The sequence below is a fragment of the Psychromonas sp. SP041 genome (genome assembly GCF_000470315.2).
Taxonomy (GTDB): Bacteria; Pseudomonadota; Gammaproteobacteria; order Enterobacterales; family Psychromonadaceae; genus Psychromonas.
Window position 1 is genome coordinate 35577 of record NZ_CBRF02000017.1, and the last position, 20062, is coordinate 55638.

General features: G+C 37.4%; 17 protein-coding genes. 8 read left to right on the forward strand and 9 right to left on the reverse strand.

Going from position 1 to position 20062, the window contains the following annotated elements; all coding sequences use genetic code 11:
• Positions 1-37: 37 nt before the first annotated feature.
• From deoC to add, 6 genes are all read left to right on the forward strand, one after another.
• Positions 38-811, forward strand: a complete 774-nt coding sequence (gene deoC, locus SP041_RS11030) for a deoxyribose-phosphate aldolase (RefSeq protein WP_137297760.1) — start codon at positions 38-40, stop codon at positions 809-811.
• Positions 811-2058 carry a phosphopentomutase gene (locus tag SP041_RS11035; RefSeq protein WP_137297761.1) on the forward strand — a complete coding sequence of 416 codons (1248 nt, stop codon included), beginning with the start codon at positions 811-813 and terminating at the stop codon, positions 2056-2058. The genes deoC and SP041_RS11035 overlap by 1 nt, the downstream gene beginning before the upstream one ends.
• Before the next feature lie 18 nt (positions 2059-2076).
• Positions 2077-2787 carry a purine-nucleoside phosphorylase gene (gene deoD, locus SP041_RS11040; protein ID WP_137297762.1) on the forward strand — a complete coding sequence of 237 codons (711 nt, stop codon included), beginning with the start codon at positions 2077-2079 and terminating at the stop codon, positions 2785-2787.
• A gap of 178 nt (positions 2788-2965) precedes the next feature.
• Entirely contained in the window at positions 2966-3799 is an 834-nt protein-coding gene (locus SP041_RS11045) for an outer membrane protein OmpK (RefSeq protein ID WP_137297763.1), read from the forward strand.
• A 187-nt stretch (positions 3800-3986) separates the two neighbouring features.
• The gene (gene deoA / locus SP041_RS11050; RefSeq protein WP_137297815.1) at positions 3987-5324 is read left to right on the forward strand and encodes a thymidine phosphorylase; all 1338 of its coding nucleotides are present in this window, start codon (positions 3987-3989) and stop codon (positions 5322-5324) included.
• A 372-nt stretch (positions 5325-5696) separates the two neighbouring features.
• Positions 5697-6698, forward strand: coding sequence for an adenosine deaminase (gene add / locus SP041_RS11055; protein ID WP_137297764.1), 1002 nt, complete (start codon positions 5697-5699; stop codon positions 6696-6698).
• Between the two features lie 353 nt (positions 6699-7051).
• Here add and SP041_RS11060 read toward each other — a convergent pair whose 3' ends face one another.
• The 8 genes from SP041_RS11060 to SP041_RS11095 form a co-directional block, all read right to left on the reverse strand.
• Positions 7052-7849 (reverse strand): ABC transporter ATP-binding protein, encoded by a 798-nt coding sequence (locus tag SP041_RS11060; protein ID WP_137297765.1) that lies wholly within the window; start codon positions 7847-7849, stop codon positions 7052-7054.
• A complete protein-coding gene (locus SP041_RS11065; protein WP_137297766.1) occupies positions 7846-8724 on the reverse strand; it encodes an ABC transporter ATP-binding protein in 879 nt (292 codons plus the stop codon). The genes SP041_RS11060 and SP041_RS11065 overlap by 4 nt, the downstream gene beginning before the upstream one ends.
• Positions 8724-9644 carry an ABC transporter permease gene (locus SP041_RS11070; RefSeq protein WP_137297767.1) on the reverse strand — a complete coding sequence of 307 codons (921 nt, stop codon included), beginning with the start codon at positions 9642-9644 and terminating at the stop codon, positions 8724-8726. The genes SP041_RS11065 and SP041_RS11070 overlap by 1 nt, the downstream gene beginning before the upstream one ends.
• A 55-nt stretch (positions 9645-9699) precedes the next feature.
• A complete protein-coding gene (locus SP041_RS11075; RefSeq protein ID WP_137297768.1) occupies positions 9700-10767 on the reverse strand; it encodes an ABC transporter permease in 1068 nt (355 codons plus the stop codon).
• Positions 10767-12371 (reverse strand): ABC transporter substrate-binding protein, encoded by a 1605-nt coding sequence (locus tag SP041_RS11080; protein ID WP_137297769.1) that lies wholly within the window; start codon positions 12369-12371, stop codon positions 10767-10769. Before SP041_RS11080 ends, SP041_RS11075 begins: the two co-directional genes overlap by 1 nt.
• A gap of 57 nt (positions 12372-12428) precedes the next feature.
• Positions 12429-13403 (reverse strand): membrane dipeptidase, encoded by a 975-nt coding sequence (locus tag SP041_RS11085; RefSeq protein ID WP_137297770.1) that lies wholly within the window; start codon positions 13401-13403, stop codon positions 12429-12431.
• Positions 13404-14064: 661 nt separating this feature from the next.
• Positions 14065-14661, reverse strand: a complete 597-nt coding sequence (locus SP041_RS11090) for a DUF2057 domain-containing protein (protein ID WP_137297771.1) — start codon at positions 14659-14661, stop codon at positions 14065-14067.
• Between the two features lie 133 nt (positions 14662-14794).
• Positions 14795-15784 (reverse strand): porin, encoded by a 990-nt coding sequence (locus tag SP041_RS11095; protein ID WP_201288102.1) that lies wholly within the window; start codon positions 15782-15784, stop codon positions 14795-14797.
• Positions 15785-16446: 662 nt separating this feature from the next.
• Here SP041_RS11095 and SP041_RS11100 point away from each other — a divergent pair.
• The gene (locus SP041_RS11100) at positions 16447-18096 is read left to right on the forward strand and encodes a sensor domain-containing diguanylate cyclase (protein WP_137297773.1); all 1650 of its coding nucleotides are present in this window, start codon (positions 16447-16449) and stop codon (positions 18094-18096) included.
• Between the two features lie 21 nt (positions 18097-18117).
• On the opposite strand, the gene SP041_RS11105 is transcribed toward SP041_RS11100, so the two are convergent.
• Complete coding sequence (locus SP041_RS11105; RefSeq protein WP_240791456.1) at positions 18118-18972, reverse strand: TIGR01459 family HAD-type hydrolase; 855 nt, start codon at positions 18970-18972, stop codon at positions 18118-18120.
• A 534-nt stretch (positions 18973-19506) separates the two neighbouring features.
• Between SP041_RS11105 and SP041_RS11110 the strand changes: the two genes are divergently transcribed.
• Complete coding sequence (locus tag SP041_RS11110) at positions 19507-20004, forward strand: fasciclin domain-containing protein (protein ID WP_137297774.1); 498 nt, start codon at positions 19507-19509, stop codon at positions 20002-20004.
• Positions 20005-20062 lie beyond the last annotated feature (58 nt).

The following is a 20062-nucleotide window of genomic DNA, read 5'->3' on the forward strand; positions in this document are numbered from 1 at the left end:
TAATATTAACTAACAATGAAATCAAAGGATTTTTAAAATGAGTGATTTACAACAAGCATCGCGACAAGCAATTCATTTGATGGATTTAACTACGCTTAATGATAACGATACAGACCAAAAAGTCATTGAATTATGTCAGCAAGCAAATAGCGCTGCAGGCTATACCGCCGCTGTTTGTATTTACCCTCGCTTTATTCCTATCGCGCGTAAAACATTAAAAGCACAAAGCACAGCGGATATTAAAATCGCAACAGTGACCAATTTTCCACACGGTAATGATGATATTGAAATTGCTGTTGCTGAAACCAAAGCGGCTGTTGCTTATGGCGCAGACGAAGTTGATTTAGTTTTTCCATACCGTGCACTGATTGCTGGTAATGCAACTGTCGGTGAAGAGATGGTTAAAGCTTGCCGTGAAGTTTGTGGCAAAGAAGTCACATTAAAAGTGATCATCGAAACGGGCGAATTAAAAACACCTGAGTTGATTGAACAAGCAAGCTTGATCTGTATTGAAGCGGGTGCTGATTTTATTAAAACATCAACAGGAAAAGTACCTGTTAATGCAACATTAGAAGCAACTGAAGTGATGATTGGCGCGATTAAGAAGTCGGGCAAAAACGTTGGTTTTAAAGCCGCTGGTGGTGTGAAAAATGCACAAACAGCAAATGATTATATGCAGCTTGCTCGTGACATTATGGGCGATGATTGGGTTAATGCCGAACATTTCCGTTTTGGCGCTTCAAGTTTGTTAGCAAGCTTATTATCTGAGCTTAATTTAGCTGGCAAACCTGTTGAGACAGGAGGTTACTAATGAAACGTACTATTTTTTTATTACTTGATTCTTTAGGCATAGGCGCAAGCCATGATGCTGACAAATTTGAAGGTAGCTTAGCAGACGGCACCGTATTTAATGATGTTGGCGCTAATACTTTTGGTAGCATTGCAAAACTTTGTGCTGCAGGTGAAGCTGATATCGGACGTAAAGGTCCTTTGTTTATTCCTAATTTAACTAAACTGGGGCTAGCACATGCTTGCCAAGGCAGTTCAGGTGAGTTCCCGATGGGATTGGATGAATCTATTGTACCCATCTCAGCTTATGGTCATGCTCAAGAGATCTCTACTGGTAAAGATACACCAAGTGGACATTGGGAAATTACAGGAGCACCTGTTTTATATGAATGGGGCTACTTTAAATCAAAGCAAAACAGTTTCCCGCAAGAATTGTTGGATGCGATTGTTGAACGTTCAGGTATTGCTGGCTATTTAGGTAACTGTCATTCATCAGGTACGGTTATTTTAGACGAGCTTGGTGAAGAACATATCAAGACAGGTAAGCCTATATTCTACACATCAAGTGACAGTGTTTTTCAGATTGCTTGTCATGAAGAAACGTATGGTTTAGATCGCTTATATGAACTATGTGAAATTGCCCGTGAATTATTAGAACCTTACAATATTGGCCGTGTTATTGCGCGTCCATTCTCAGGTGATAAAGCAGGTGATTTTGCTCGTACAGGTAATCGTCATGATTACTCAGTATTACCGCCTTCTGAAACATTACTTGATCGCATGAAAAATGCCGGTGGAGAAGTGGTTAGTATCGGTAAAATCTCTGACATATTTGCAGCGCAAGGTATTACGCAAGCCATTAAAGCGAATGGTCTTGAAGCATTGTTCGATGCAACGTTACAGTCGTTAAAAGAGGCGAAAAAAGAAACCATTATTTTTACAAACTTTGTAAATTTTGATGCTGATTTTGGTCATCGACGCAACGTGGCAGGCTATGCCGCTGCACTTGAATATTTTGATACACGTTTGCCGGAAATGCTTGAGTTAATGGATAAAGATGACTTATTAGTATTATCGGCGGATCACGGATGTGATCCTACATGGCCTGGTTCAGACCATACTCGTGAACATATTCCGGTTATTTTCTACGGAGAAAATGTCCCAGCAGGTTCGGTAGGACTTCGCGATACGTTTGCTGATATCGGTCAAACCATTGCGGAATACCACCAGTTACCTGATCTTGAATACGGTAAAAGTATTTTTAAATAAAATTTTGGAGAAATAAAGATGGCAACACCACATATTAACGCAGTCGATGGCGCATTTGCAGAAACAGTATTAATGCCTGGCGACCCACTACGCGCAAAGTACATTGCAGACAACTTTTTAGAAGATGTAGTGCAAGTAACTGATGTACGTAACATGTTAGGTTTTACTGGTACTTACAAAGGTAAGAAAATATCAGTAATGGGAAGTGGTATGGGCATTCCTTCTTGCTCAATTTATGCAACGGAACTGATTAAAGATTACGGCGTTAAAAGCATTATCCGTGTGGGTAGTTGTGGCGCGGTTAGTCCTGATATCAAAGTGCGTGATGTGATCATCGGTATGGGTGCTTCAACAGACTCAAAAGCAAATCGTATTCGTTTTGCTAACCATGATTTCGCGGCTATCGCGAGTTACGAGCTATTAGAAAAAGCAGTAAACGCAGCACGAGCTCATGGTATTAAAGCACAAGTAGGGAATATATTTTCTGCTGATACTTTCTATACGCCTGAGCCACAAGTATTCGACACACTAGAAAAATACAATATTTTAGGTGTAGAAATGGAAGCCGCTGGTTTATATGGTGTTGCTGCTGAATATGGTGCAAAAGCGTTATGTATTTTGACGGTATCGGATCATATCCGTACTGGCGAACAACTATCTTCTGATGAGCGTCAAACAAGCTTTAATGAGATGGTATTAATCGCACTTGATTCTGTAGTTGCAGAATAAAAGAGTGTGAAAAAGACCTGACGTTGAAGTTTATTTTATAGCATTAATGTCAGGCATTTTATATTCACTACATAGTGTGCGCGATAGTGAGTATAAAATATTATTATTGAGCTTTGGAAAAACTTTAGCATTAGAAATTATCATTTAACATTTTTTACTTTTAAAAAGGAATTTAACAATGAAAAAAACATTATTAGCACTTGGGCTCGCTGTAACAGCTGCAATGCCTGCCTTTGCAGCCGATTACACGGATGGTGACACGCACAAGAATGATTATAACTGGCTACAAGGTAACTTGATGTATGCCGTGAATGAATTGCCAGGTGAGTCAAATCATGATTACTTAGAACTTGAATTTGGCGGACGTTCTGGGATTTTAGATTACTATGGTTATGCTGATGTGTTTAACTTAGCAAGCAGTGATTCTTCAGATAAAGCTGATTCGGAAAAAATATTTATTAAATTTGCTCCTCGTATATCGCTTGATGGATTAACCGGTACAGATTTATCTTTTGGTCCTGTTCAAGAACTTTATTTTGCAACTTTATTTAATTGGGGTGGTGGTGGATCTACTGTTTTTGATGCAACTGGTAATGCTATTGAAACTGAAACAGTGAATAACTCGTTTTGGGGTATTGGTTCTGATGTAATGGTGCCATGGTTAGGTAAAGTAGGTTTAAATTTTTATGCCCTTTACGATTTAAATGAGAAAGATTGGGATGGTTTCCAAGTTTCTACTAACTGGTTTAAACCTTTTTACTTCTTCGAAAATGGTTCGTTCTTTTCGTACCAAGGTTATATCGATTATCAATTTGGTGTAGATGATGATTTTGCTGCACTTAAAACGGATAACGGTGGTGTTTGGTACAATGGTATTTACTGGCATTCAGAAAACTTTGCTGTAGGTTACGGATTAAAAGCGTTTAAAGATGTTTACGGTCTGAGAGATGGTGGTTTTGCAGGTAAAACAACTGGCTTGGGTCATTACTTTGCTGTGACTTACAAGTTCTAAAAATAGCGACACCTAATCACATTCACCTTATCAGTGGTTAGTCTAAAAAACTTGCAGGATAATTCTTTATCCTGCAAGTCATCTTACCTATAACAACTCACACTCTCTTGAGTTATTTGCAAATGCATTGTGTATTATTTGCAAATCGCTTAATCAAATACCTATCTATTTTCGGAGTTTGTATATGATCCTAGTACCCCAAGAAATCATCCGCCATAAACGTGATGGAAAAGTATTAACTAATCAAGAAATTAACTTCTTCATTCAAGGTATTACTGATAATAGTATCAGTGAAAGCCAAATCGCTGCCTTTGCGATGGCTATTTACTTTCAAGACATGAATATGAATGAACGAGTCGCTTTAGCGTCTGCAATGCGCGACTCTGGTGAAGTCTTAGATTGGTCTTCATTGAATTTAAATGGTCCTATTGTCGATAAACATTCAACGGGTGGTGTCGGGGATGTGACCTCTTTAATGCTCGGACCAATGGTTGCTGCTTGTGGCGGTTATGTACCGATGATCTCTGGTCGTGGCTTAGGCCATACGGGAGGCACACTAGATAAATTAGATGCTATCCCTGGTTATCAAACTACTGTGACTAACCAACATTTTAGAGACGTTGTCAAAACAACGGGTGTGGCGATTATAGGGCAAAGTGCCAACTTAGCACCTGCAGACAAGCGCTTTTATGCCACTCGTGATATTACTGCAACCGTTGAATCAATCCCGCTAATCACAGCTTCTATTTTATCTAAAAAACTAGCAGCAGGGTTAGATGCGTTAGTCATGGATGTCAAAGCGGGTAGCGGTGCTTTTATGCCCACTTATGAACAATCACAACAACTTGCTAATAGCATTGTTGCCGTCGCAAATGGTGCTGGCTGTAAAACCTCTGCTTTAATTACTAATATGGATCAAGTGCTAGCAAGTAGTGCAGGTAACGCTGTTGAAGTAAGAGAAGCGGTTCAATTCTTAACAGGTGAGTACGTTAATCCAAGATTACATGAAGTCACTATGTCGCTTTGTGCTGAAATGTTGGTATCAGCAAATCTAGTTGACAATACACAACAAGCATATATAAAGTTACAAGCTGTATTGGGTAACGGTAAAGCTGCTGAGCTATTTGGGAAAATGGTATCAGGTCTTGGTGGTCCAACTGATTTCGTTGAAAATTACGATGATCATTTGGTTAAGTCTGCCATTATTAGACCTATCTACAGCACACAAAGTGGTTATGTCAGTGCAATTGATGCGCGTGAGGTTGGTATGTCTGTCGTTAATATGGGCGGCGGACGTCGTGTCGCGACTGATGCTATCGACTTTGCGGTAGGCTTAAGCGAGCTAATTAGTATTGGCGATAAGATCGATGCACAAACACCTATTGCGATGGTCCATGCTCAAACAGAGCAGCAATTTATGGAAACGCAAAAGAATGTCTTAAATGCTATCCATTGTGCAGATAAGAAAGTGGCTATTGAGCCACAAGTCTACGAAGTTATTCGTGGTAACAATGTTGAATATTAAAAATAGCACTAGACTATAACTCGTTGTACCTAGTATATCCAAGTGCACCCAGTGAGTTACAACTCGTTAAGTTATAACTCACTAAGCTATCCCTGAATTATTAAAAACAAGGCTATTTTCCTGCCTTTACTAAAAATGTTTTTGGCGATAGATGAATAGTTGAACTTAAATAATAAACGACTAATAACAACATATTATGTTAACTAGCTTAAAATATTTTTTAAATGTAGATTTATTAAAGATTTGCTAGTAACAAAAAATAACCACACTCTTTATACTAGTTGAATTCAAGCTACCTTATTTTGTAACCTCGGAAATTACATTTTAAGGTGGCTTGAGTTCCATTAGAGTTTCAATACAAAGGAATAAAAAATGATCACTAAAAATCTACCTCTAACTGATATACATCGACATTTAGATGGCAATATTCGTATTGAAACTATTTTACAATTGGGTCAAAAATTTAATCTAACATTACCTGCTACTAACATTGAAACATTGCGTCCATTTGTACAGGTCATTGAAACTGAACCAAATTTGGTGGCTTTTTTATCTAAATTAGACTGGGGTGTTGCTGTTTTAGGTGACTTAGATGCTTGTTATCAAGTGGCTTATGAAAATGTTGAAGATGCTAAAAATGCTCGCATTGATTATACGGAACTGCGTTTCTCTCCGTATTACATGGCGTTGAAGCATAACTTACCTGTTCAGGGCGTTGTTGAAGCGGTTGTCGCCGGCGTTGCTGCTGGTAGTAAAGACTTTAACGTTAAAACTAATTTAATCGGTATTATGAGCCGTTCTTACGGTACAGAAGCATGCCAAATTGAATTAGATGGGCTGCTTAGTCAAAAAGATAAATTGGTTGCTATCGATTTAGCGGGAGACGAATTAGGAAAACCTGGTGACTTATTTGTTAATCACTTTAAACAAGTACGTGATGCTGGCTTACGTGTAACAGTGCATGCAGGTGAAGCTGCTGGACCTGAAAGTATATGGCAGGCAATTCAATCATTGGGTGCTGAGCGTATTGGTCACGGTGTAAAAGCAATCGAAGATCTTAAATTAATGGATTATCTTGTAGCAAACAATATTGGTATTGAGTCTTGTATTACTTCGAATATACAAACCAGTACCATTGCTGATATTACTCAACACCCTATTAAGACATTCTTAAACCACGGTGTGATGGCATCACTTAATACTGATGACCCAGCAGTAGAAGGGATTGAGTTACCTTTCGAGTATGAAGTTGCCGCGCCTAAAGCAGGTTTGTCTCTTGAGCAAATAAAACAAACACAAATTAATGGCTTAGACATCGCATTCTTATCAGCAGCTGAAAAACAAGCTTTGCGTGATATTGCAGCGAAACGTTAAGCCTTTCGCTTTTAATATTGAGCTAAATATAAGCATGGTTAATGTGTTAACCATGTTTATATTTTAAAGTTGCTTTTAATATTCATTGCCATTGTATTTTTGTTGCATCAGCCTTTAATAACTACTTTTCTGGTAATGTATTCGTAAATAAAGCTTTTGATATCATGTCTTTAACTTTAACCTGTTTATTCCTCTTAAAATAAACATAACAACAGACCCTGAGTTGGTTATTTAGGCTTCAATAACTGTCATCTCCTAAAACTTGATCAATACTCATCATAAACTTATTTTTTAGTCATATTTTTTCTGGCTCATATCGATTTTCCATTGCCTGCTCATAGCAATTTAACATATCAATCATGGTCGATAAATTGTTCAATGACTGCTCGATCGTAACCCTTTGAGGCTAAATTAAGTTGCAAAGTATACGGATCTTTAGCATCTGTTTTCCCTTGCTGATCAACCTGCAAAAGTTCGACAAGTTTACCATGTTGCATAACCGCAATTTGTTCACACATGTAGGATACGACTGCCAAATCGTGACTCACTAATATGTAAGTCAAAGATAATTCTTCGCGTAATTGATTCAATAAATTGAGAATCTCAGCCTGTATGGAAACATCGAGTGCAGAGGTCGGTTCATCAAGTAATAAAATTTTAGGTTCTAAAATTAAAGCACGAGCAATTGCAACACGTTGACGTTGCCCACCAGATAACTGATGTGGATAACGAAATCGAAATTTATTGGGAAGGGCGACCTGCTCCATCACTTTTGCAATACGTTGTTCGGTGTTTTTAAAACCATGAATAGCAAGTGGTTCTGCGAGTATTTTGTCGATGGTATGGCGAGGGTGAAGCGATGCATAAGGATCTTGGAATACCATCTGTACTTTTTTATAAAAAGCTTTACTACGAGCACTTTGTAATGACTCTCCTTCCAGTAACATTTGTCCATCACAATGCGTATTCAACCCGGCAAGGGCACGTAAAATTGTTGACTTTCCTGAGCCTGATTCACCAACTAATCCAAAAGACTGTTGAGCGGGAACGGTAAAAGAAACATGATCGACGGCTTTTACTAATTCGTCACCGCTACCGAAATGAATCGATAAATCATTGATTGTGATGGCGGGTATTTTAGGGTCGGTCATATTAATTTACCTTGTGCATTTAAAGTTCCATCCAACCAACTATCTTGGCGTTGCAGTGTCGCTATAGGTTGCCCCTTAATTGCATTATTTGGTAGGCAAGAAAGTAGACCTTTGGTATAAGGGTGTTGTGCTTGGTCGAGTTTGCTGGCTTCAAGTTCCTCTACAATTCTTCCTGCATACATGACCAATATACGATCGCAGAAACTGGCAACTAAGGGCAAGTCGTGTGAGATTAAAATAAGTCCCATACCACGCTCTTTGACGAGGTCGTCCATAATCGCTAATACTTGTAATTGTACGGTTACATCGAGTGCTGATGTCGGCTCATCGGCAATTAACAGATCAGGACTGGACAGTAGCATCATGGCAATCATAATACGTTGTCCCATGCCTCCGGATACTTCGTGAGGGTAGGTATTAAAAACTCGTTGTGGATTTCGAATGCGAACAGCTTCAAGCATTTCAATACAGCGGGATATCGCTTGTTTCTTAGATACTTTCATTTGAATTTGGCAGGCTTCAATCATTTGTTTACCAACGGTCATTACTGGATTGAGTGAGTATTTAGGATCTTGCATCACCATCGAAATACGTTTACCGCGGATCTCTCGATAATCACGAGCGGACAAACCTTGTAAATCTACGCCATCAAAAAAGAGTTTTTCGGCGGTGACATTACCTGGGCTCAATCCTAATATAGCACGGCCTGTTTGTGATTTTCCTGAACCTGATTCACCTACAATGGCTATTTTCTCATGGCCCATTTTAAAAGAGATATCACGCACCGCATGAACTGAACCATGTACCGAGGGGAATTCAACATTGAGATTTTTCACTTCCAGTAAGTGATCATTGTTATTACCGATATAAGTCATTAATGTTGACCTCCTGATTTAGGATCTAAGACATCGCGTAGACCGTCACCAAGAAGGTTAAAGCCAAGTGCCACGGTAAAAATGGCAAGGCCAGGAAAAGTGGCTAACCACCAGTAACTGAGAATATAGTCGCGTCCTTCTGCAATCATTGCACCCCATTCAGGTGTTGGAGGCTGTGCACCTAAACCAAGGAAACCTAAACCAGCGGCGGTTAAAATAATGCCCGCCATATCTAAGGTGACGCGGACAATCAGTGACGATAAACATAGTGGCATGATATGGCCTGAAATTAATCGCCAATGACTTGCGCCTTGTAGTTTTGCCGCTGCTAAGTAATCGGTATTACGAATCGTTAATGTCTCGGCTCTGGCGAGTCGTGCGTAAGCGGGCCAAGAGGTGATTGCAATCGCGAAAATGGCCGACTCTAAACCTCGACCTAATGCTGCAGCGAGTGCTAATGCGAGCACTAATTTAGGAAAAGCGAGAAATACATCAGTAATACGCATTAATAAGATATCAACCCAACCACCAAAGTAGCCAGAAACAGTACCGATAATAAAGCCTAATATTGGGGCGGTGAAAATCACTAAGGCAACGATAACCAGTGTTATGCGGCTACCAATAACAATGCGACTAAACACATCGTTAGCTTGGCCATCGGTGCCAAACCAATGCTCAGCAGAGGGCGGTAGAAAACGCGCATTTTTAAGGGCGTCACCTGTTAGTCCACTGCTAATACCTTCGGGGGCAATATACGGGGCAAATAGCGCTATTAATAGCAGCGTAAGCACAATAACAAAACCAATCATAGCGAGAGGATTATGATAAAAGCGTAGCCAACCTAAATAGCCACGTCCAAATGCTGCTTGTGTTCTTGAATCTGGGTTTTCGGCTAACAGCCAACCTTTTAACTCCGTCATTTTTGAGAAACCTTGTTAGCACTTCTGGATGAGAAATGTTTAATAATATGCATGCTTATTTTACTCTCGGATCAAAGACTTTATAGAGTAAATCAGAGGTTAAATTTAACAGTATAAAAACGAAACCGATGACGATCGTGCCCCCAAGCACCGCATTCATGTCTGCTGCGAGTAGGGCGTCGGTAATGTAACGGCCTAATCCCGGCCAAGAAAATACAATTTCTGTTAACACTGACCCTTCTAAGAGAGAAGCATAGGTCAGAGCGATAACAGTGATCAAAGGAACCCAAGCATTACCGAGTGCGTGTTTCCAAATAATAGCGGTTTCAGAAACCCCTTTTACTCGTGCAGTAATGACATATTCTTGATTAAGTTGATCAAGCATAAAAGATCGCGTCATACGGCTGAGGTAGGCAATACTGTAATAGGAAAGTAAAGAAGCGGGTAGAATAATATGGGCAAAGGCATCTTTAAAGGCCCCCCAATCCTGTGCTAATACGGTATCGATTAATACCATATTGGTCACTTTCGGAAGCGTATATTCATACATCACACTGAGTCGACCTTCTGGTGCGGCGACCCAATCTAAATGTTGATAAAAAACAACAATGGCGATCATTGCTAGCCAAAATATCGGGGCACTATGTCCAATCAATCCAAAAATTCGAACCAGATTATCTTGCCATTTATTCTGATTGACGGCTGCAATGACTCCCATTGGAATACCAATTAGCATGCCAAAAATAGTGGCGAGGGTAGCCAGTTCTAGAGTTGCTGGAAAATAGTTAAGGATATCATCGGTGACTAAGTTTGCAGTACGGACAGAGGTACCTAAGTCGCCATGTAATACACCGTTAAGATAGTAGAAAAACTGCGTGATAATAGGTTTATCTAGCCCCATTTCAATATATGTGGCTTGATAGAGTGCTTCAGGTGCTTTATCACCAATCACAGCAATAACGGGATCCGTTGGCATCATTCGACCAATCACAAAGGTGAGTAATAATAAGCCGAAGAAAGTCATCGCCAACATGCTGAAAAAGTGGATGAATGGTTTTGCTTTTTTAGTATAAAAAGAAGAAAGGGCAGCCTGATAACTGCCCTTTGATAATGAACTTCCCATTATTTCTTCACAACGTCTTTGTAAGAGTTACTATCGAAGGATGGACCTAATACAAATCCATCGATGTTAGCGCGCACACCAGCAACTTCTTGTTCTTGCATAACAAAAGCGAAAGGTGCTGTTTGTTGATGTTCCTTTTGAATTGCTAAATACATCGCTGCACGTTTATCAGCATCGCGTTCGACTAACGCGGCAAGCGTATCTTTAGTCATTTGCTCGGGCGCGTAGGCATTACGCCAAGCGACTGGTTTTGATTTCGCATCATCACTATTGTCTAAGTTCTTAGCAAAAGTATCTGCATTGGTATGTGGGTCTTGATAATCTGGGCCCCATGTACCAAAGAATAGTTGATGTTTACGTGCACGGTATACCGTTAGAACCTGTTTACCATCCATAGGAATTAACTTAACCTTGATACCTACTTTAGCAAAGGTTGTTTGAATTGATTTTGCCGTATCGACACGTATAGGGCTGTTTCGAACGATTAACTCAACATCGAAACCATCAGGATAACCGGCTTCAGTTAATAACTCTTTTGCTTTTTCAACATCTAATGAGAAAGGTTGATCTTCCAATGCACCAAGGAAACCTTTAGGTAGAAATGCCTGTTGTATTTGACCACGCCCATCCCAAACTGTATCTGCTAACCCTTTGTAATCGATTAGATATTTAAGCGCTTGCTGCACTTTAGGTTTAGCTAAGATAGGATCTTTCATATTCATTGAAAGGTAATAAAGCGTCCCTTTACCTTTTTTAATTAACTTAATCTCTTTATTATCTTCAACACTTTTTAACTGTTCGGTTTCGAGATTACGGGCAATATCAATATCGCCTTTCTCAAGTAATAATTGTTGAACGGAAGATTCACCAATATGACGAAGAAACACATTTTTCATTGCCGGAACACCATTCCAGTAATTTTGATTGGCACTTAATACAACAATCTCAGACGGCTTCCATTGCTCTACTTTGAAAGGACCAGAACCAGCATAATGAGTACGTAACCAAGCAAGCCCCATGTCACCATCGACTGCATGTTTCATGACTTCTTCTTTATCTACAACTGACGCAATGGTTGCGGTTAAACAGTACAAAACGAAAGTTGGTGCGTAGGCTTTATCGGTTTCAAAGACGAGTGTATCTGCATCAATGGCTTTGACTTTGTCTTTTACATTGGTTTCGTTAAGACCAAATTGCGTTAATATAAAACCAGGCGCTTTATTGAGGATAACCGCACGTTGTAATGAAAATGCAGCATCTTCAGCGGTCATTTCATTACCGGAGGCGAATTTAATCCCTTTGCGAATTTTAAAAGTAAAGGTTTTACCATCTTCGCTGATTGTCCAACTTTCGGCTGCTTGGCCAAATATTTTTGAGACATCATTTGGATCGTAACTAATTAAACGATCGTAAGTATTACCGATAACTTCAGAGCCAGAAAATTCAAAGGCTTCCGCGCTATCTAACGTAATAATGTCATCGAATTGCCAGCCTACAACTAAAGAATCTTTAGGTGTCGCTGCTGATACCGTTCCTGTAGAAAGCGCAAGGGCTAAACTAGTCGCTCCCGCTAGATGGCGTGCTTTTTTAAAAAGTGACTTCATATTGTTATCTCCGTATTTCCTGACGGTGAGGCCAAGGGATTTATTTCCAATGTGTTGTTAACACCAAACTTTTTGGGCTAGGGTGTTCATGTTTTTTCCATAGATAGCAGCGATATCAGATTGTGTGTAACCGCGTTTTTCAAGTAGTACTGACATTTCTAAAAAACGTTCTGGTGGGGCGAATAAAAGATTTAAAAATCCATCATTTGATTTACTGTAACCGTGTTCAGGTGGCCACCAAAGATTCGTATCTAAACCTTCTGACCCATCATCTAAATGATTATCGTAAACATAATCTAAGCCGACACCAACATGCGATGGCCCAATTAATTGAACGAGATAATCGATGGCTTCCACCATACTTTCAGCGTTAGCTTGTGGGGAGTTTAAGAATCGCGCTACGCCATTTATGCAAACTACGCCACCGCTAGCTGCGCAGGCTTGTAGTTGATCATCTCGATAATTTCGTCCGTGATCTTTGAGTGCGCGAGGATTGCCATGGCTAATGATCACTGGTTTATCTGAATATTCGAAAATTTCCATACTGGTGCGGTATCCGGTATGGGAAACATCCATAAACAATTTATTGGCATTAATAGCATCTACGATGTCTCGGCCTTTAGGCGTTAAGCCAATGTCTTCATCGTGACAACCACCCGCAAGAGAATTACTGCGGTTGTAGGCTAAATGTATTTGTCGTACGCCAAGTTTTGCAAGTAATCCGACCATCGCAGGGCTTTCATGTAACGGGACGCCACCTTCTAAATCAAAGGAAACGGCTAATTTACCTTCGCGTTGGGCACGTTCAACATCGGCAAAACTTTCTACTTGTATTAAAAAACCGAGTTCGCTGATGCGCTGTCTAAATCCTGCTATTATCTGAATAATGTCACTCAGTGGATTAAAGTCCATCCCGATATTGATTGAAATATAATAGGCGCCACAGTCTATATGGCGTTGTAGCGATGCTAAATCGTACTCTGGAATTAAAGGAACGCAAGTATGAGCATCCCAAACAGGTATTGTTGTCAAAGCATTCTCCTAATATAGGTTCAAATCTCATAAGATATTTAAACTAATTCAATATTAATAGTATTGTTTAGATAACATACAAAGCTTAATAGACAAGCTTCATTGATGCGAAAATCAATAAAGTTTAATATTTATTATCTTAATGCCATTGCGCCTCATTTCAGTGCGCTTTTATCATTTCTTAGTGCGTGATTAAGGATATATAGGGCTTAAAAGGTAAAAAATAAATATTACAGATCATAATGAAATATATGTGCCAACTTGTTGTTGCAGCTCTAATATGTTGATTTTAATTTATTTTCTGTACAGCAGTAACAACCCTAATTAATAGAGTCAGAGGATGTTGTATGGAATGATTAGGTAACCTTACCGATTAAAATTACTCGTGTCTTAATGATTTATGAGCGAATCGATATTTATGTAAGTGATTGTTTTATTTTGTTTTATTTTTAATATGATCATTAGCTTTTACAAAGTGATGTGTTTGACATTAGAGTCGATACCTTGCCCTTTCTAAATATAAAAAATTGTATTTTTTATTTAATAAGACTTTATTATTGTTTTTTGGTCGAGAGGGGAGGGAAATGAGAGGCTATTATGTAGAGTCATAATTATCAAACTCTACTGAATCAAGTAGAGTTGATTTTTATGTGTGCATATTCTAATTAATACGAGCTTTAAATGCTGCACGAGTCTTTTCATCCGCTTTACTGTACCAATAATCTAACATTTTACCTGCAACATCAGTTTCAGACTGGTTATCGGCAACGCTAATAATTGACGTCGGTTGCTTTAATGAAGCGAGTTGAGATGTTTGATTGTAAACACGCAGTTCTGAGATTAAGTCTCGATTAAATTGAATACCATTCTTGAGTAGCTTCCCTTGTTCAAATGATACTGTTTTACCATTACTATCTTTTAATATGATGACAGGATTATTATTAAAGTCTGTACGTTCACTTTCCGTACGTAATTTAGGTAAGGTTATAAAGTAGTTGTTATCATGACCTTCAAAAGTAAGTAATATAATATCTGATGTAAAAAAAACATCTTCGCCAGCTGAGCGGTAACGATCCTCATAACGAAATGCTATCTGATTTTTACCATTCTCTAATAAGAGAGGATTCTCATTTTTTGATATTTCATTATTAACAATTTTAAGTTTAAGCTGAGAGGGGGTGTTTAAATGAATATCTGCTAATACTTTTGAGCTTAATAAACTGACAATAATAATTGCAACAACATTCCATAACTTCATATTTAATTCTCGCTTTTATTGTTTTTAAAAATAGTAGTTTAAGTTAACTTAGATTAGATAAATAGTTTTAATTGTTCTCATTAAAAAAGCACTCTTATTGAGTGCTTTATAGATTTCTTTATCTTAATAAAACTTAGAAACCGTAACGAGCACCTAACAACAACTCATTTTCACGGTCACCAGTACTACTAGATGTATCATTATTTAATGCAATTTTATAACTACTAAAAACTGCAAAGTTACCAATATAATGAGCATATTCTAGTGAAACAAAATTTGTTTCTAATGATGCAATATCATCTGCAGAATAATAACTATAACCAATATTTAATATATTTGAGTTATCTTCACCAAAGTAATAAGCCGCAAATGCATCTGCCGCTACAAAATCAGAATCAGAAATACCATCAGCTGAAATATTACCTTGCATACCTGTTGCCGCTAAATAAATACTGCCTTTAGTGTATCTCGCTGCAAGTATGTAAGAGTTTGAGGTGTCAGTATCTTCAACATTTGTTGCATTACCATATTCTTGATCACTGCTAGTTACACCCGCAGCTAATTCAACTTCAGGAGTAAGTTTATAAGCTGCCATCAAACCAAAACCATCGGCATTATTATTAGCATTTTGTGTTCCAGATGCTTGAAAAGTTAATGCATCAGTTTTATAAATGTAACGTAATGTGTTTTTTGAGCGGTCGGCCGATGTTTCAGTATTTTCGTTAATGTAACCACTATACGTTTCTGCTAAATCGGTAAAGTCTGTTAGGTAAGTAACAGCATTCTCTTGATGCCCATAAATAAGAGTGCCGAATTTAGTTTCACCACCCACGTAAAGGTGACGTGTATTTAAATTTGCTTCATTATCATCTTCATTTTCTGTGATTTCGAATTCGTAGCGACCAAAAACAGTTAAATCTTCATTTAATTTATTTTTTCCATTTACATTTAAACGCACATTAGATTCATCAGAATAATCACCATCTGTTAAATTACCGCCGACTTCAACTCGTCCACCGATATTAAATTCCTGGGTTTCATTTTTGTAAATAGTTGCAGCAGAAAGTGGAGCTGAAAGGATAGCACTAGATGTAATAGCAATTAGATATTTGTTGAATGTCATATTCATTTTCCTTTATTTAGAATTATTTAAAAATTGTAATAATTAAATTATTTTTTAGGTAAGTGCTGAAATAATAAAAATTACTTCAGCTAAAATGCAGACAATCCGTGTCTTTTAAATTACGTAGACCAATCTATATAGTTTTCTGATCAACTTCATGAAAAAATAACAAATAAGTGACAAAAGGAGATCTAAGTCACATTTACAGAGTTACAAATTGGAATTTTTAAATTTAATGTACAAAAAAAGACTTGTTTTTTATTGCTATAAATTAATTGATTGTGACTTTTAGGGGGTTTATTCTGGAGGTATATTTTAAATCGTTAGTGATTTTATAATGGATTGATCATTCTTGTTGATCCTTATTAAACATCACTTTTTTACATAATATTTATCTGATGTACTTTTAATAGGCTATTTTTATTAAAATAAGTAATTAACTTGTTAGATCTGCCTCTTTCTTCCTAGAATATGTTCACTTCACTACTTGCTGAATTTGCCACGTTGAATGGTAACGGGTATATCTATAAATACTGAAATTATTTTAAACTAATCAATGAATATTTAGTCATTTTTAGTCACATTATCAAAAAAACAACTAACTTTTATATGCTAAAAGAGGTATCTTTATGTCCAAGTATTAACCAATAAAGTATGATTCGATGAAGACACTGTTAGATCACATGGCGCCATCGCGTATTTCCACTAAATTATCTATTTATGTTTCGGCGTTTATTGTTGTGGCTTTCACATTGTTGCAAATTTACAACTTTCTAATCATTAAGTCTGAAATAAAAAATCAAATTAATAAAGAGCAATATACAAAAGCTAAATTTATCGCTAAAGATATAAAGAATAAAATTGATAAGCGAACAAAATTTTTAGTAGCTCTAGCAGATTTAATTCCTCCTGAGCAAATGCAGTCCGAAGATTTTTTAACCGAAAAAATCAAAGAGCACATTGCTTTTACTAATTTTTTTCCGCAAGGATTCGCTGTTATAAATCCAACTGGGAAAGGTGTTATAGCTGAATACCCTGTCATTCCAAGTAGAAAAAGTTTAGATCTTTCAAATAGAGAATGGTTAATAAATGCTAAAAATAGCCAACATATTATTATTAGTTCACCTTTTCGTTCTGAGGTCACTGATGAAGTGCTTGTTGTCATTGCAAAAGCATTAAGAGATAAAAGCGGTCGAGTATTAGGGATCCTAGAAGCGCCTATTTTTTTGAATCGTCCTGGGTTTATGGAATATATTTTTGACCATGATTACAACGAGACAAGCGATACATTAGTGATATCAAGAGCGAGTCAGATTTTTTTAGCTTCCAGTACTCCAAGCTTAGTATTTAAAAGCATTCCTAAAAGAGGAGAGGTTGTCTTCTATGATCAGGTTATGGACGGCTTTAATGGGGTTGGTGATACTGTGAATGCCTCGGGTGATGAAGTGTTGGCGGCAGCCGCTAATATTAGCTTCTTGAATTGGTTTGTTATTGTAAGAACGCCTGTCGATAAAGTTTATCAAACCATAAATGAAAGCTTAGAAGCTTCTATTATCAGTGGCGTGATTGTTAGCTTCGCTGTTTTCCTAGCGATTACCTTTTTTCTATTCTTCTTTTTTAACCCCTTAAAGGAAGCAGCAGAGTCCGTTAGAGAAATGGTATTAAAAAAGCAACCACTCAAGCATATAGAAGGTTATAAAAACGATGAAATAGGGGATTTGATTGTAGGTTTTAATGCCGTTATAGATATGGTGAATGAGCGTCGAGATAAACTTGAAAAATCTAATGCTACACTTGAATCATTATCTCAAATAGATGATTTAACTGGCGTGTTTAATAGAAGGTGGTTAGATCATACGCTTAACCAACTCTGGCAGGTCAAAACTCGTAGCCAAGAGCCATTAACTTTACTACTCATTGATATAGATGAGTTTAAGAAATTTAATGATACTTATGGGCATATTGCGGGTGATGAGTGTTTAAGAAAAGTAGCTGAGAATATACAAAAATCAATTAATAGACCGACTGATTTTTTTGCTCGTTATGGTGGAGAAGAATTTGTTATTTTATTAGAAGGTGACTTGGTCGAAGGTTTTGCTGTTGCCGAGAAAACAAGACAAGCTGTTAATAATTTACAAATAACCCATAGTGAATCTCCTTATAACCATGTGACTATTAGTTTAGGTGTTTCATCTGTTATTCCGCAACTCAATACTGATTCTGTCGAGTTAGTTAAACAAGCGGACCTTGCTTTATACCAAAGCAAGAGACGCGGTAAGAATCGATATGAATGTTATCAACATAAAGAGTAAACGCAGTAACCGTTAGGTTTGTTATGCTTTGAACCAATCAATATAAAAGCTAGGCTTAACTGAAAATTCATCGCATAAGTTAACAATACTTTTTTCGTCACTAATCGTATTAGTATGGATGCCAGAGGTGATGAATAAACTACTGATATTAGCACCATTTGCCCCTGCAATATCGTGCTCTAAGCTATCGCCTACCGCGATAGCATTATCCCAACCGCCTACCAATTCTTTACACATTGCATAAATTTCTTTCTGTGGTTTTCCGTGCCAATGTACAATCCCTCCCATTTTTTGGTAAGCATTTGCTATTGCACCCGGGCAGATTTTTAAGGTTCCTTCTGGTGTCATAGCAACGAGATCAGGATTACTGACAACTAGTTCAAAATTATGTTGATAAGCGAACGTTAAGTCATCCATATAAGCATCAACATGACCACGATCAACGCCACAACATAAAATAAATGAAGCTTCATCTCGTGTCGATTCTGTTAACCCGCAATCATCAATTACGCTGTGGTCGTTATCCCAGGTAAAATGTAGCGCTTGCTTACCTAAGTGCTTAAACTTTCCTGACGCGAAATTTTGACGCATATGATCGCCTGATGTTAATACATCTAAATACAAATCTCGGGTAATACCGGAATCTGCTAAACGCTGGTAGGAGAATCTGCCTGTTTTACCACTGTTAGATAAGATGACGACTTTTTTGTTATGTGACTTTAAAAAGGTTAATGCTTCTATTGCTTCTGGAAAAGCATTTCCACCGTTATGTAATACACCCCATTGATCTAAGATAAAGGTGTCAAAACTATCAATTATATCTTTAAGGCCATTAATCATTTTCACTGGATTGGTTCCTCTTGTTGCGAGAGTCATTTAGGAAACTATAGAGCCGTTATTATATACAATTTACGCTAAAGGATGGTGGAATAGTTATGAGTTATTTATGTCATAGAGTACACCCGTTTTATTCTTTTCAGTGGAAGATAATAACTTCCATATTAGGATAAATTATTGCCTAAAAACACATTAAGGTTAGAGGGAGAATTAAACGGTATTATTTCAGTTTATTCGTTGTTTTTAAGTGAAAATTTATTCATTAAGATTGGAAGTAAATTATAGGAGAGGAATCTAATTGATAGAAAAGAACAGGAAATGATCAGTATTTAAAAATATTGATTATTTATAGGTTTTTTATTGTTTTCTGTTTTAAGTTAATGAATTTAAATATAATATTTTTATTTTGAGGGTTAAAAATAAGGCATATTATGATCAGGGAAAACCTTGTTTTGGTAACATTATTTAAAATAAACTGATCTAAAGCAAACGAGCACCGTAAAATTATTTGAACATTGCAATACAGCACAGCTTGAATATTAAAATATAACTAACCCTAAAAAGGAAAATTTTATGTTAAAGAAATTCATCTCAGCAGTATCGATTATCGTTGTTAGTTTTACGTTTACTTCCGTTGCACATGCAGAGCATCATGGAGTTCATAAAGATATCGTTGATGTTGCTGCAGAAAATGGTTCTTTCACCACACTCGTCGCGGCATTGAAAGCGGGTGGGTTAGTTGAAACACTTAAAGGAAAAGGTCCTTTCACTGTATTTGCTCCAACTGATGAAGCGTTTGCCAAGTTACCAGAAGGTACGGTAGAAATGCTACTAAAACCTGAGAATAAAGATAAGTTAGTCGCTGTATTAACTTACCATGTAGTGGCTGGAAAAGTAACGGCATCTGACGTTGTTAAAATGGATAGCGGTACCACTGTCCAAGGACAAAAAGTCATGATTAAAGTAGAAGATGATAAGGTGATGGTAAACGATGCACACGTCATTAAAGCTGATGTAGAAGTAAGTAATGGTGTGATACACGTTATTGATAAAGTTTTGTTGCCTAAGTAGTTTTTATAAAAATTCTATACATTACCGTTTCGTTTATGCTCATTTAATGAGGTTTTGT